This window comes from Nostoc sp. (assembly GCF_036917515.1).
GTDB lineage: Bacteria > Cyanobacteriota > Cyanobacteriia > Cyanobacteriales > Nostocaceae > Nostoc.
Map to the genome: position 1 here is coordinate 57,117 of NZ_JBALDE010000107.1, position 13,852 is coordinate 70,968.

Below are 13,852 nucleotides of genomic sequence, written 5' to 3' on the forward strand. Positions count from 1 at the left end.
AAAAAAGGTGCGGAAATTAAGCTGCGCTCGCAAGGTCTATTTTGGGCGTAGAATTGGAACCTGGAATTTGACATTTAGCAATAACTTTTAAAGTTGATTTTTCACTCCAACTAAAAGGATGTGCTTTTGTATTCCATTTAGAAATAAAAGCTTGTAAACGCGCACTTAAAGCTTTTTTATCAGCAAAATCAGCAATTTTGAGAGGTTGATGTTGGAGAATACTAAACCATTGCTCAACTTGATTCATCGATGAACAGTGTACAGGGGGATGATGGAACACAAAACGTGGGTGTTTAACTAACCAAGCTCTGACTTTCTGACCTTTATGTACATTTAAATTGTCCAACACCAGATGAATTGTTGTGATTTGTCAGGGAATCTCCGATTCCAAATACTCAAGGAAAGCAATAAACTCTTCTTGACGCTTGCGGTCAGAGGGATATCAAAAGCGGCAAATAAATTCAGTGCTCCTTTTCGTTCATATTCATGTTCAACTCGAAAAGGCAGATCTGGTTTTACTGAAAGTTTCTCAGCAAGGCCAACATTAATATTGCACGGGCACGTTTTGCCAAACCCACTGGAGTTGTTGACTTTCGCAACCAACTTTCTTGTACATCTTGCTGCTCGCCAGTTATTTCAACCCGGATACTTGAAATATGTCCTTGCATGTCTGATTTTTATGCCACCCGACAAAAAAATTTTCCTCTATTTCCGACCCTTTTTTGCAGTGACGTGTACTAAGGAACGAAAAAAATTCGGGTGTGAAGGATGTAGCAATAGAATTTCACAGTCTTCAACGCATGGAAAATGCTGGTATTCGCTACAGTTGAGAAAGAGATTGGGAATTAGGGACACTTCTCTACCAAAGGCTGTGCCAACGACCAGCTTAGTGCATCGCTGGGGACTGGGAAGACAAGAGGGACAAGGAAGACAAGGAAGAATTATTCAAGAAGTCTTTATGTTGCCTAATCCAATGCCTAATTCCTAATTCCCAATCCTCAACCCCTCTTGATATGCTTGCCAAAGTTGGTGAATAAACTGACTGAGTTGTTGCTTCGCGACTGAATCAGGTTCAGCTTTTGGTTCTTTCGCTAAAAGTTGGCTCAAGAAGGTAATTACTTCTGTGTCTAATGCTGGGCGAAATAAATTGGCAGGCCAAAGTAAGTCAGATGCATCTCGCAAATCGGTAATTAGGGGTAATTCTTCTATGAAAGTAACCATTAATAAAGGACGCACCCAGCATAGCTGGCGGGAAACTACAAATTGAATGACTTCTGCATACAGGTTTCTGTCGCCATACTCTAGAGACACAATTTGTCCCGCTTGAAGAAAATCTAGGCTCATGTCCATCTTAGGCAGGGGCAAGGATTATTTTGCTTGCAACTTCCTTAATCTTAAAAGGGAAAATGCGCTACGTTTAAGAAAAGCTTCTGTAAGATTAGGGTAGCACTCTTATGGCAGCTATGTCTTAGACGTGTGCCTTATTAAGTGGCTACGCAAAACTAATACAACCAATCCCTGCCAGCAAAGGGTTTTCCTCGCATAGTATCTGAGCAAAAATACTATAGAATAGGTAAACAACTGTTGAGCGATCGCAAAACAGAAACTTTGTTGTAGTGAAGTAACGAGAAAAGAGCAAAGAGCCGTGTCAGTTGAAACCATTGAAAAGCGTTCCACATCCCGCAAGCTCGCGCCTCGGTATCGCGTTTTGCTCCATAACGATGACTACAACTCTATGGAGCATGTTGTACAGTCACTAATAGTCACTGTACCTAGCCTTACCCAACCCCAAGCTGTGAGCATCATGATGGAAGCCCATACTAACGGGCTAGCTTTAGTCATTACTTGCGCCCTAGAACACGCTGAGTTTTATTGCGAAACATTGAAAAGTCACGGTTTAAGTAGCACCATTGAACCTGATGAATAGTCATTAGTCATTGGTCATTAGTCGAAATTTAGAGTATTGGCTGCTGATTAGTGACTTATTTAGTATGAAAAAAAACCTTGTCCGTTTAGCTGAACGCCCTGCCCTTATTAGGCTGGGTGCTTTTATTTTGACTTTATTGTTGCTATGGTTGCCATTGGCTACACCAATATACTTACTAGTGCATGATTCAAACTTAGAAAGTATATTGACATTAGTATTGTTATATGCAGTATTTATTTTGATTTTGAGATTATGGGGTAAATATGTCTACCAGCAGCCCCAAATTCTGCGGCATTATGGTTTAGAATTCACGCGGCAAAACGGTGTAGATTTACTGCGTGGCTTGGCTCTGGGCATAATTAATATTTTGATACTTTTTGGGGTAGAAAGTTTTTTGGGTTGGTTGGTGTGGCAACAACCGAAAGTTTTTTTGCTGAAAGTGATTTTAGAAGGTTTACTTGTTGGCTTTGGTGTTGGACTTGCTGAAGAATTGTTATTCCGAGGCTGGTTACTAGATGAATTACAACGAGATTACAGTCCGCGTGTGGCATTGTGGACAGATGCAACTGCCTTTGCTACATTGCACTTTATTAAACCCTTGGAGGCAATTATTCATACACTGCCGCAATTTCCAGCTTTAGTATTGTTGGGGTTAACGCAGGTATGGGGAAAGCGTTGGCGGAGGGGACGCTTGGGTTTTCCAATTGGTTTGCATGGTGGTTTAGTTTGGGGTTACTACATTATTAATGTAGGTAAATTAGTGAAATATTCTGGTCAAGTTCCTGATTGGGTAACAGGTGTGAATAATAATCCCCTGCAAGGAGTGATGGGGGTGTTGTTAATGAGTGTATTATCTTTGTGGGTACGCGGGCGTGGGCGATCGCCTCTCTGATAAGATCAGCACTGGCTTACATACATACCTAGCATTTGTGGAACCAACAGAAGAGCAATACTTGGTAATAAATGCCCTAGAAGCTCTAAATTTACTTGTTTGGAGATTATATGATGAAGACACAGGGTATTGGCACATTCAAACTCCTAGCACTATTTTACCCTTGGCAACGATATTACAAAACGGCGAAGTAGTGACCTTCGGATGGGAATAAAACGATGACGCAATTTAGTACCATTAAACAGCAGCAAGCCCAAAGAATATTAGAACTATTTGCGATCGCGCGTCAGCGATATTTAGATGCAGGAGGAAATCCTCAATGCACTCCTAGCGGACTCAAGCAAGATGATTATATGACAGATGAGGAAAGGCAAGAAGCGCTGGTATTAGGAAGGCAAATTTTCCCACAAGAATATATTGATAATCGCAAATCGCCAAAAACGTAATAGATGATTGAATGGGTGTCAGCTATAGCAGACAACATCAAATATCCTTCCGTGGAAAGCTAGTCTATTCTTCACTACACGCTATATCGATTTTCTGTGTAGAAGGTGCTTTTCCCGAATTGGCACATAGTTATAATCAGTTATGTTAAGCCCACTATGCTATGAGCTTTAGTTTAGATAGCTTTCAACTCGACGGTATCATAACTGGAAAAATCATTAAGCTGGAGCCTACAGGTGTTCTGGTTGATTTTGATACAGATGAACTAGCTTTTGTGCCATTAGTAGAGCTATCATTCGCTGAGATTCAGTCCCCAGAAGAAGCCCTGCAACTAAATGAAATCCGAGAATTTCTGGTTGTGGGAAATTACGATGGTGAACACGATATTTTCTTCTCTCATTGTTCGCCTGAGACACTGAAAGATAGCCATCGCTTGTACGAGGTTGCATTGGATCTGGCTTCTAAAAAATGTGGTCATCCTATAAGTAGAGAATATCTGATCGTACACACTAAAATTCGTGCTGTTCATGGAGGCGGGGTATCAGCAAGGATTCAGTGGTTCTTATGTTCTCAAGAGCATCCTCCAACGGTTTCTTTTTCAATTCGCAAACTAGAGATGCGAACAGCATGGGAACGGGTACGGCAATTACAGGCTGAGGACGTAACAGTATATGGAAAAATCCTTAAAAAAATTAGGCAGGGTGCAATAGTGAAAATTGAGGGTTTGCAAGGCTTAATTCGTACTTATGTTGATAAGCATAGGGAAGAATTGGTAGTAGGAGAGGAACTTCCTCTCAAGATTATAAAAGTGGAAGAGGAGTTTAATAATGGCTTATTACTGATCCATCGCTCTGTTTCAATCAGACTTAGGCAGTTACAGGTTGGTCAGGTTGTTAGCGGTACTATACGACGTATCAAAGACTATGGTGTGTTTGTTGATATTGGAGATTTATATGCCTTGTTGCCGACTTCAAAGATGATCTTTTCATCTTTTGACCATCCAAATCAAGCCTTCAAAGTTAATGACTACTTGAAGGTAATGATCATCAAACTAGATGCTGAAAATGGTCGAGTTGTTCTAGAGAATTGTGGAAGTGCAGCATAACAATCCTGGTGCAACGGACTATAGTATTCTGGGCAGTTGTTGATAATCATGAATTGCCAAAAATGTACCAAATTACTACATGGGTGTCAGCTACAGCACGCAGCATCAAATATCCTCCCGTGGAAAGTTAGCCCATTCTTCACTACGGGCTACATCAATTTCCTCTGTAGAAGGTGCGTTTCCTAAACAGCACATAGCCCCCACAAGGATTGGCGGGGATGGGTAGACAGTTTATCTGTTAACTCACGTTCTATATTAGGAGCAATTTGCTGGATCAAACGTACTTTGTCCATAGTTGAAAACTGCTTTGCTAGTTTGATAACTTCTTGTAGACTCACAAATTTTTATCTGCTTCATCTGCAAAAATTTTAACAATAGCTAAGAATACTGCAAAACGGCGAAACCGTGACTTTCGGATGAGAATAAAAACTAATTTACCTTGCGCGATCGCACCTAAGCCACATTTTTGACTGAGATAATTCCTTCACTACACCACTGGATCAGTAGCCATTTGTCAGAATCTTTATCCAGTGCTGGCTTGAGACGGAAATTAAAAACCTTTTGCCATACCTCTAGTCCATACTGGAATACAAAATCTGTCTCCAGTTCTTTGAACTGTTCCCATTGCCGATTTGCGATCGCAGTCAACATGGGAATAATTGCGGTAATTGAGACTTGTGCGGCGACGGGTGTCATTTGCGGAAATTTTAACAATACCCAAGTATACTGGGCTTTTCGGTACAATCTTTATGCAAGAGTCTCAACCACAGTACCCACCACACACGCTTTATTCAAATTAACGCCGCTTAAATTTGCACCTTCTAACTCTGCACAAAGCAAATTCGCCCCTGAAAAATTTGCCCCTGCCAAATTCGCCCCCCGCAAGTCAGCTTCTTCCAGGTTTGCTTCACTCAACAAAGCCCCTTGTAAATCGGCTCGACTCAAGTCTGCACCTTTAAGATTTGCCCCAGTCAGGTTTGCACCGCGCAAATCAGCACCGCGCAAGTCTACGCTTTGTAAGTTCACATTCATCAAATTGGCACCACTCAAGAAAGCACCTACCAATGACACATCACTGAGTCTGGCTCCCATCAAGTTAGCGCCACGCAAGTTACTACCCCGCAAGTCAGCACCTGTTAAATCTGCTTGCATCAGGTTTGCTCCTATGAGGTTCGCCCGCAAGTCAGTTTGTTGAAGGTTAGCTCCCATCAAATTTGCCCCTTCCAAATGCCCACCTTCGAGTTTAGAACCAGCGAAATTAGTGCCGACAAGGGTAGCGCCAGCAAGATTAATCCGGCTTAAATCCAGTCGGGAGAGCTCCTCGTCTTCTAAATTTGCCCCTGGAAGTTGTTTGAGTTTTCCTAATTTAATGGCTTCAATATTCATGTAAAGTAACTACCAATCTCCTCACTTATCTTGCTGTGGCTATCCCATTGGGAATCAAGTATCCAGATGCCGGCGCTAAATTTGGGTGTCATCAAGGGTAAGTCAAGTCCCTGTTGTAAACCCATTACTAATAAAGCTAGGGTATCTATAAGTTTAGGGTCAAAGCGGGTAGATTGTTGCTGTCTGCACTCATCTAAAGCTTGAGTAAATATCTGTTCCCGGCTTTGATTTGACGATTTTTGCTGATTGATTCGCCACTGAAAGTCTGCCAATAATGCCAAAATTCTCGACTCTAAGGGAATTTCATCTCTAGCTAAACCTCCTGGTTCTCCTAAACCATTCCACCACTCGGTTTGGTGAGTAATAATTTGGGCAACGGCTCGCAGTCGTGGCATTGTTCGCAATACTTGCGCTCCTGGTATTAAAGGACAACAGGGGGCGTCTTCTTGATAGCGTGTCGGTATACTACCAGAAGTGAGGACACTTTCTGCATTTTGTAATGGATCTATGCGATGCAACAAAGCCGCTAGCCGCAATCTCTTAATCTGCCATGCAGGAAGATCCAAAAGCTGGGCAATCGCTTCCGCAAGAACTACTACTTCCGCAGCTGCCATTGGATTGTTGACATCTGCCATATCCATCAGTTGCGCCATTCGCAAAAAGGCTTGGATTTCGTTAGAAACCAAGTTGCGATCTAGGGTTTGTTTCTGAAGCGCTGTGGGGATGGATAAATTCTCTTGCCCAGTCTGGAGGTAATCTACTACACGGGAGACAACTGCACCTAAATTTTGGGTTCTGTCCATTGACGGTACAATTTGCTGTTTATCGGCTGTGAGTTTTTTTGCCAGTTCTGGGTTGTATTTACTAATGTGAGCGATCGCTATTTCTGCTGTCTCTTGCACTAACTCTGGCTCAAATGTCCACAAACCATAGAATTTGCGCTCTAAGTCTGATGTCGGCACTCCAGCGTTACCATAATCAGCCTCTGATAATTCTTGACAAATTACCATTGCTGTGTAATCTGGCGATAAAATAATTAAATGCCACTCTTGCGATACTGGATCGGCTGAATCTAATGCTACTAAGTCTACATTGGGTAACTGGCTGGTAGGATGTTCAGCAAAGCCGGATTCAACGGCAGCCATGATGGCAATTTGGCGGCTGCGCTGGGCGATGTCTGCATATCGTTCAGCTTCTTGTAGATACCATTTACCCTGTTGGAAGGCTGTGATCACTAAGGGTGTACCGTCGTCGGTTAAGATATGGTCTTCGAGAGCGTGGCACAGGGAAACTAAGGTATTTTTGTAGTAAACACCAAATCGAATTGGTCTGGTGGTGTGGCGATGAGCTGTTTCTAGCTGTTGTAAAATTGAACCTTCTAACATGGGATTTGATAAAAATAACCGTAGAGGCACAGAGGAATAAAATTAGAATTCGTGTTTACTAGGATACACCTGCTAACTGTTTTTCTTTCGTTTCTAATGGTGCTGTCAGTGATGCTTTTAAATCAGCACAACCTAGCTTTTCTTCTAAAATTTTCATAACTTCGCGTCCGAAGTCGTTGGGGTTTTGTTGCCAAGCTTGTAAGCAGACTTCGCCAAAAAATGAACCAAGGGGTTCGGGATTCCAGAGAAGTTTTTTGGCTGTCCACGGCATCAAACTCATTGGATTGTACCCTGGTTTGAGGATGCCTTCTTTGAAAGCGTATTCTTCTAAATGGGTATGAGGTTGTAGTCCAATAAAGAAGATGGCAGGTTCGACTTTATCAGCACCAAAAATCTGTTCTAGTTCGCGGTGGTAAGCGATGGTTTGGCGGATGGTTTCAGGACGTTCGTCAATCACGTTAAAAGAGTAGTTGACGGAAACTAAGTCGTTGAAACCAGCGGCTTTTAAGTCACGGCAGTTTTGCAAGACGGTTCGCAGATTGTACCCCATCCGCATTTTCCGCACAAGTTCTTGAGAACCACTGGTAATCCCGATTTCAAAATAGTTCATCCCGGTTTTCGCCATCAAGTCACACAATTCGGGTGTCAAATTGTCGGCTCTGATATATGCTGCCCAGTGGATATCTGTCATACCAGAATCGACGATTTTTTGCAATAGTTCTACAGCGTCGGCGATAAATTTTTTCGCGGGGATGAATTGGGCATCGGTAAACCAGAAATTGCGAATGCCGCGATCGTATAATTGGCGCATCTCAGCAACTACTTCATCTGCTGAGTTGATGCGTACTTGCTTGCCTTCGACAACGGTATAAACGCAATAACAACAGTTGTGAGGACAACCACGCTTAGTTTGTACACCTATATAAAAGTCTTGCTCTTGCAGGTAATAGTTAAATTCCGGCCAGATGCTTTCGATGTAGTTGTAGTTACAAGCTGTTTTTTCTATTGGGGTAGGTTGTTCGTGAATTAGCCGTTTCCGTGGTTGAGTTTCTCCGGCAACGTAACAGCGTTCATCTCGAAAATCTCTGCCACTTAAAAGTTTTTCTAGCAGGGTTTCGCCTTCACCCACAGAAATAATCGTCCCTTGGGGTAAGCTTCTACCCAGTTGCTCGTAAAATACGCTGACTGCACCACCACCGACAACTACACGGGCATCAGAATGATATTTTTGAGCACGTTTTAAACCGTGTTTGATTAAGCTCTGGTTTCGCCACAATTCTACATAGTAAGCGATAAAGATTCGCAAACCGCCCAATCCGCCACGTAGTTTCAATAGAGGATTTTTAGCGTAGTAAAATTCAAAGGCATTTTGCAGTGGATTACCACCACGTCCGCCAACTGGGGCATAAATTTGAATATCCCGCCAAGAAAATACTAATAGTGTCGGTTTAAATTCATCAATACAACGATCCAGAGCCGAACTGTAATCTAAAGGTGGCACTGTTCCCAAATCAAAGATGCGCTGTTCAATATTAGGAAACTGCTTGTGGACATGATCGCTCAGGTAGACAACCCCAATCGGAAAGATGGGGTTACAAGGAAGGCGAACATAAAGAATTCGATTTTCTATCATCTGTGTTTTAACTTCCATCTTGCCAACCTGTGGAGAAAGCGAGAGAAACATCTAGTTTTAAAGAGTGTGCTTATTTTATTTGGTTTTATTTATCACAATTTAGCTTGACATTTCAGCCAATTATTGCTAATCCTTAACCTGCTCTTAGCAACTGTGTAAAACGCTAAAATTGCTGTACATAAAAAATACATGGAATTTATAGAGAGCTTTCTGAAGATATTTTTTCATATAGTTTTACCATAACATTGAGTTTATTCATTAAGCGACGATCCCAGCCGATAATCCTGGGATAGATGAAACAGCAAAACTTATTTCCTCGCTACGCAAAAAGCAAGGGGATCGCTGTTATGTCAATTTCCTAACAATCTGTTTGAAGAGAATTGAAACTTTTATACCAGAAAAATCTCAAAAACATTTATCCATAATGTATAATTCCGAAAAATGTGGGAATTTTCACAAAATTTTTATAACTAAAAGTATATCTTTAGATAGAAATAATCTCTAATTACTCAGTTGGTATTCGCAGTTACAACAATTGGGGATCAGTGAGTGCTAGGCTTGGCTAGTGTAATGTTAAATTGTGGCGTAAAGCTCCTCAGCAGTTATGGCTCAAATACTAGATCCTCTACCAACTGAGCAAGCAGAAAAAATTCTCTGCTGCTACGTTAATGCCACGAGCAAAATACAGGTAGCTCGCATCTCCAATATTCCCAACTGGTACTTTGAAAGGGTTGTTTTCCCTGGACAACGTTTAGTTTTTGAAGCTCCGCTAAAAGGTCAAGTGGAGATTCATACAGGGATGATGGCAAGTGCAATTTTATCCGATACGATTCCGTGCGATCGCCTGATGCTCGAAGAACCCAGTACTTTTGAGTTTGATACAGACTCATCAGATGGAAAAGACCCTATTAATACCAAATTAATGGTGCAGCAAATCAATAAAAAAATCCCAGATACTACAAAATCCTTGCAAATGCTTGGTTTAGCCTCGGTTGATTAAAAAAACAATTTTATCTAAATTTAAGGGTTGCTAATTCAGCAGCCCTTTTTGTTTATTATTTATTGAAAATTGGATATGGGGGATGGGTCATCGGGCATTGGGAATTGAGAAGAGACTTGGGGACAAGGGGAAGGGAAAGATTTGTTGGAAGTTCTAACTTTAGTCACCTTGTCACCTTGTCTCCTTGTCCCCCTTGTCCCCCTCATCTCATTTACAATCAATCTTATGAATCTGCCTTCATTTCTTTGGTTGTGGAAAATAGCCGCCTGGTCAATGGGATTATGCCTGCTGGCATATATGATATTAGCAATTACCGGCGTTTGGATGTTTCGGGCAAGAACTTCGCAGCAATTCCCTTTTTTTACCCCATTTATAGGCGGTAATAGAGGGGTGCGATCGCTCCACTATACAATGGGCTTCAGCATGGTAAGTTTAGTGCTACTGTTGCTAGCGATCGGTATTGTTGGCACTTTCGGGCACTTTGGTTCTTTAGGTCACTCATCACACTTAATCGCTGGATTAATAGTGGTAGCATTAGTTCTACTGTCTGCTTTCAGTGCCACCCAAATTAGTGTCAGACGACCTTGGGCTAGACCGTTACATATCAGTGTCAATATTATTTTGTTTATAGGATTTGCCTGGGTATCCCTTACTGGTTGGATTGTAGTGCAAAAGTATTTACCGTGAACTAACACACGCCAACTACCAGGGACATAGACCTACCCTACAATGAAGAAAAGCATTGTAATTGAGCCGTGACAGCAAACTCAGCCAATATCTCAGCTTCTGTTTTTCGTTTGTCTCCTTTGATTCGGATAACGTTGCTGAGTCTATACATAGCACTCACAGTCCCATTACCCTTCTTATCGCAGGTAACAGCTGCACCCGTACCTCCAGAACTATTGTGGATAGGGATTGGCATCGGTTTTGTTGCCTTGTATGCGGTATTAACTGAACAAGTAATGGTAGATGACGAGAGAATTCAGGTTACTTACCCCGCCTGGGTGCCGAGCTTTTTTCGTAAAGGCTGGTCTTTACCTTGGTCAGAGGTGAAAGAGTTAAAACCCCGTAGCACTGGACAAGGAGGGTTAGTTTATTACTTCCTCAGCCAGGATGGGAAAGCTTATTTATTACCGATGCGTGTAGCTGGATTCGCCCGTTTGGTACAAATTGTCCAAGCAAAGACAAGTATTGACACTACAGATGTTCGCCCTTTAGCGCAGCCTTGGATGTACCTGATTTTACTAGTATTCACTCTGCTGCTACTATTAGTCGATGGCTGGGCGATCGCTACAGCCTTAACTACTGCACAATTAACTTAAAATTAGGCATTGGGCATGGGGCATGGGGCATGGGGCATTGGACATTGGGCATGGCTCAAGAATCAATAAATAGTTCTTCTTCCCCTGCCTTCCCTGCCTCCCCTGCTCCCTCTGCCCCCTGCTTCCCCATCTCCCCACTCCCCGTGAATACAGCAAAAGCCACACTCAGGCTAGAGCAAGTTAATCTGTTTACAAAGCTGAAAACCCAACTTCCCGGCAATCAGCAAGGATACCCCATATTGCAGGATATTTCCTTAGAGGTATTCCAAAGCGATCGCATTGCCATTGTAGGCCCAGTAGGTGCTGGGAAAACTTCGTTATTACGCCTCATCAACCGCCTAATTGAACCCACAAGTGGTAAGCTCTATCTAGAAAATCAAGAATATCGCCAAATTACCGTTATCCAGTTACGGCAGATGCTTGTACTTGTATTGCAAGAGTCAAAGCTGTTGGGGATGACGGTTGGGCAAGCCTTGGCTTATCCTTTAGTTTTGCGTGGTTTGCCCAAACAGACAATTCAGCAACGAATCGATTACTGGACAGAACAACTGCACATTCCCAGTGAATGGTTAGGGCGAACAGAGGTACAACTTTCTGCGGGACAACGACAACTAGTAGCGATCGCTCGTGCCTTAGTCATCCAGCCTAAAATATTATTATTAGACGAGCCAACCTCTGCCCTAGATGCTAGTACGGCTACTCATCTAATGCAAGTCTTAACTCAGTTGAGTCAAACTCATCAAACCACAATTTTAATGGTAAATCATCAACTGGAACTAGCCGAGATGTTTTGCGCTCAGTTATTACACCTGCAACAAGGTCATTTATTCGCAAATCAAACAGCCTCAGAAATAGACTGGATTGAATTACGAAAAAGCCTGATTCAAGCAGCAAACCAAGACGATTTTGGATTTTAAATTTGGCTTGATAAGGAGACAGAAGTCAGGAGTCGTTATCTTACTCCCCTATGCCCAATGCCCAATACCCAATGCCCAATGCCCCATCACACTTGACTACTAGTAAGTGTTGAACGTTGATTATTAAATCTCTCTCTAGCTAACTTTGTTGTCTGTGATTGTGAAATATTGGTATTCAAAATTTCCATATTAAAACGGTATCCAACATTGCGGATAGTTTGAATCAAATTGGGTTGCCGGGGATCGAGTTCAACCTTTTTCCGCAGCGATAAAACGTGAGTATCAATAGTACGAGGGTTATCAATAGCGTCAGGCCAAGCACGACGCAGTAATTCCGATCTACTTAGAGGTACTCCTCCAGCTTGTGCTAAAACATACAGTAAACTGAATTCCTGGGGCGTTAAGTCAATAAATTCCCCTTGAAAGCGGACACGACGCTGAACTAAATCGATTTGCAAAGTGCCATAATCCAAATAAGCTGGTGCAGTAGGTGTGCGCTTCCGGCGAATCAGTGCCTCTACCCGTGCCAAAAACTCTTGCATTCCAAAAGGTTTGCTCAGGTAATCATCTGCACCCGCCTTTAAACCTGCAACTATATCAGCTTCACTATTACGGGCAGATAGCATTAAGATTAGAGGCTGCTGCTGACGATGCAACCAACGACAAAACTCAATGCCATCACCATCAGGTAGGTCTGCATCTAAAACTATCAGTGCTGGTTGATGGCTTAAAAATACTTCCCTTGCTTGATAAATACTGGCAGCTTGATGCACGCGGTATTCCAGTTGTTGCAAGTGCCAACCCAACAACGACCTCAGATGGGGATTCCCCTCAATGATTTCTATACAAACCGAACCCACGGTGGCAAGATCCCTTAGCGTCGATGACTTTCAAAGTAACAAGCCCATGTCTAAGGTTTTGTAGCCTTTGTTACTTCAATTGCAATTAACTTTACATTTCCTAATAAAATGAATGGCAATATCTTTAAGTTATGCCTTGCCGATAGGCAATTAGAAATATTATTAAATTTTTATTAAATTTATCGAAAGTTTTGTTAGACTTATGAAAACTTCTCTTAGCTTCTCTTAGCTTGACATTTTGCTTTGAGATGGGTGTTATATGACAAATATTTAGAACCCAACAGCTTTTCAACTTGATGATGGAGTCGATTTTTTCGTCAAAATTTAGTGCTTATATTCAGGAATATAATATCAATACAATTGGGCTATTGATTGTGAAAATAAAAAAAATAACTTAGCAGCGAACTAGAATCGGTGTTTTCTGGAATAGGATTAAAGTAGCTTGTTATTGATATGAGGATAATACCCAAAGTAGATGTGTTGACTTTGAGTTGATGCCAAAGTGAAATTACACTTCACATTTGATCGTGAATCATTTACAATTCTCATTCCAAAGAGATTAATACAGCAGTTATGCTCCAAGACACACAAACCATCCGCTATTACCAAAGACTCACTGACGCCTTCGTCGAGCTATGGAATCGCGGTTATCGCATGGATGATATGCGGATGTATTTGGATGGATATCTAGCCGCACTGCGACATAGCAACGTCATTGAACCTTTTTTGATTCATCGCTTAGAAGAAGAAGCCAGCCGCTACTTGTACGATGGGTCGAACTTTGCAGTCCCGCAGCCACAGCCACAACCCGATTACTACTAAGTACCATTTACCTGGTCATTGATAGTAACCGTTAATTACCGACAGATAATTATAGCATATTATTGTTAGAGTCGATGGTGGGTATTATCCCACGCACCTCTCTGTTAGAACCGTGCGTGCCACTTTCATGGCACACGGCTCCCGATATTCTTCGGGTTA

General features: G+C 42.0%; 19 protein-coding genes. 10 read left to right on the forward strand and 9 right to left on the reverse strand.

The features are described from left to right. Nucleotides 1-16 precede the first annotated feature (16 nt). From V7K89_RS13815 to V7K89_RS13825, 3 genes are all read right to left on the reverse strand, one after another. Nucleotides 17-349 carry a transposase gene (locus tag V7K89_RS13815; RefSeq protein WP_335187933.1) on the reverse strand — a complete coding sequence of 111 codons (333 nt, stop codon included), beginning with the start codon at nucleotides 347-349 and terminating at the stop codon, nucleotides 17-19. Nucleotides 350-515: 166 nt separating this feature from the next. Continuing rightward, on the reverse strand, nucleotides 516-668 hold the full coding sequence (locus V7K89_RS13820; protein WP_335187935.1) for a hypothetical protein: 153 nt from the start codon (nucleotides 666-668) through the stop codon (nucleotides 516-518). Nucleotides 669-984: 316 nt separating this feature from the next. Next, nucleotides 985-1,350 carry a hypothetical protein gene (locus V7K89_RS13825; RefSeq protein WP_335187969.1) on the reverse strand — a complete coding sequence of 122 codons (366 nt, stop codon included), beginning with the start codon at nucleotides 1,348-1,350 and terminating at the stop codon, nucleotides 985-987. 295 nt (nucleotides 1,351-1,645) lie between these two features. Here V7K89_RS13825 and clpS point away from each other — a divergent pair, with 295 nt between their 5' ends. From clpS to V7K89_RS13850, 5 genes are all read left to right on the forward strand, one after another. Next, nucleotides 1,646-1,927, forward strand: coding sequence for an ATP-dependent Clp protease adapter ClpS (gene clpS / locus V7K89_RS13830; protein ID WP_334917660.1), 282 nt, complete (start codon nucleotides 1,646-1,648; stop codon nucleotides 1,925-1,927). Between the two features lie 64 nt (nucleotides 1,928-1,991). After that, on the forward strand, nucleotides 1,992-2,819 hold the full coding sequence (locus V7K89_RS13835) for a CPBP family intramembrane glutamic endopeptidase (RefSeq protein ID WP_335187937.1): 828 nt from the start codon (nucleotides 1,992-1,994) through the stop codon (nucleotides 2,817-2,819). Between the two features lie 37 nt (nucleotides 2,820-2,856). Next, nucleotides 2,857-3,033: a hypothetical protein gene (locus V7K89_RS13840; RefSeq protein WP_335187939.1), complete on the forward strand. Its 177-nt coding sequence runs from the start codon at nucleotides 2,857-2,859 to the stop codon at nucleotides 3,031-3,033. A gap of 4 nt (nucleotides 3,034-3,037) precedes the next feature. Beyond that, complete coding sequence (locus V7K89_RS13845) at nucleotides 3,038-3,265, forward strand: hypothetical protein (protein WP_335187941.1); 228 nt, start codon at nucleotides 3,038-3,040, stop codon at nucleotides 3,263-3,265. Nucleotides 3,266-3,426: 161 nt separating this feature from the next. Then, nucleotides 3,427-4,368: a S1 RNA-binding domain-containing protein gene (locus V7K89_RS13850; RefSeq protein WP_335187943.1), complete on the forward strand. Its 942-nt coding sequence runs from the start codon at nucleotides 3,427-3,429 to the stop codon at nucleotides 4,366-4,368. A gap of 182 nt (nucleotides 4,369-4,550) precedes the next feature. Here V7K89_RS13850 and V7K89_RS13855 read toward each other — a convergent pair whose 3' ends face one another. The 5 genes from V7K89_RS13855 to V7K89_RS13875 form a co-directional block, all read right to left on the reverse strand. Then, a complete protein-coding gene (locus V7K89_RS13855) occupies nucleotides 4,551-4,706 on the reverse strand; it encodes a hypothetical protein (RefSeq protein WP_335187945.1) in 156 nt (51 codons plus the stop codon). A 115-nt stretch (nucleotides 4,707-4,821) separates the two neighbouring features. Further along, the gene (locus V7K89_RS13860; RefSeq protein WP_335187947.1) at nucleotides 4,822-5,064 is read right to left on the reverse strand and encodes a hypothetical protein; all 243 of its coding nucleotides are present in this window, start codon (nucleotides 5,062-5,064) and stop codon (nucleotides 4,822-4,824) included. 51 nt (nucleotides 5,065-5,115) lie between these two features. Then, nucleotides 5,116-5,754, reverse strand: a complete 639-nt coding sequence (locus V7K89_RS13865; protein WP_335187948.1) for a pentapeptide repeat-containing protein — start codon at nucleotides 5,752-5,754, stop codon at nucleotides 5,116-5,118. Further along, nucleotides 5,751-7,139 carry a DICT sensory domain-containing protein gene (locus V7K89_RS13870; RefSeq protein ID WP_335187950.1) on the reverse strand — a complete coding sequence of 463 codons (1,389 nt, stop codon included), beginning with the start codon at nucleotides 7,137-7,139 and terminating at the stop codon, nucleotides 5,751-5,753. Before V7K89_RS13870 ends, V7K89_RS13865 begins: the two co-directional genes overlap by 4 nt. A 58-nt stretch (nucleotides 7,140-7,197) precedes the next feature. After that, nucleotides 7,198-8,790, reverse strand: coding sequence for a photosystem II high light acclimation radical SAM protein (locus tag V7K89_RS13875; protein WP_335187952.1), 1,593 nt, complete (start codon nucleotides 8,788-8,790; stop codon nucleotides 7,198-7,200). A 586-nt stretch (nucleotides 8,791-9,376) separates the two neighbouring features. Between V7K89_RS13875 and V7K89_RS13880 the strand changes: the two genes are divergently transcribed. The 4 genes from V7K89_RS13880 (at nucleotide 9,377) to V7K89_RS13895 (ending at nucleotide 12,011) form a co-directional block, all read left to right on the forward strand. Next, complete coding sequence (locus tag V7K89_RS13880; protein ID WP_335187954.1) at nucleotides 9,377-9,772, forward strand: DUF1830 domain-containing protein; 396 nt, start codon at nucleotides 9,377-9,379, stop codon at nucleotides 9,770-9,772. Between the two features lie 225 nt (nucleotides 9,773-9,997). After that, entirely contained in the window at nucleotides 9,998-10,459 is a 462-nt protein-coding gene (locus V7K89_RS13885; protein WP_335187956.1) for a DUF4079 domain-containing protein, read from the forward strand. 68 nt (nucleotides 10,460-10,527) lie between these two features. Beyond that, nucleotides 10,528-11,094, forward strand: a complete 567-nt coding sequence (locus V7K89_RS13890) for a hypothetical protein (protein WP_335187959.1) — start codon at nucleotides 10,528-10,530, stop codon at nucleotides 11,092-11,094. Between the two features lie 143 nt (nucleotides 11,095-11,237). Then, nucleotides 11,238-12,011 carry an ABC transporter ATP-binding protein gene (locus tag V7K89_RS13895; RefSeq protein ID WP_335187971.1) on the forward strand — a complete coding sequence of 258 codons (774 nt, stop codon included), beginning with the start codon at nucleotides 11,238-11,240 and terminating at the stop codon, nucleotides 12,009-12,011. Between the two features lie 86 nt (nucleotides 12,012-12,097). Here the strand turns inward: V7K89_RS13895 and V7K89_RS13900 are convergent, their stop codons facing one another. Further along, a complete protein-coding gene (locus tag V7K89_RS13900; protein ID WP_335187961.1) occupies nucleotides 12,098-12,871 on the reverse strand; it encodes a response regulator transcription factor in 774 nt (257 codons plus the stop codon). A gap of 573 nt (nucleotides 12,872-13,444) precedes the next feature. Between V7K89_RS13900 and V7K89_RS13905 the strand changes: the two genes are divergently transcribed. After that, the gene (locus V7K89_RS13905) at nucleotides 13,445-13,693 is read left to right on the forward strand and encodes a DUF6761 family protein (RefSeq protein ID WP_335048517.1); all 249 of its coding nucleotides are present in this window, start codon (nucleotides 13,445-13,447) and stop codon (nucleotides 13,691-13,693) included. Nucleotides 13,694-13,852: the final 159 nt, after the last annotated feature.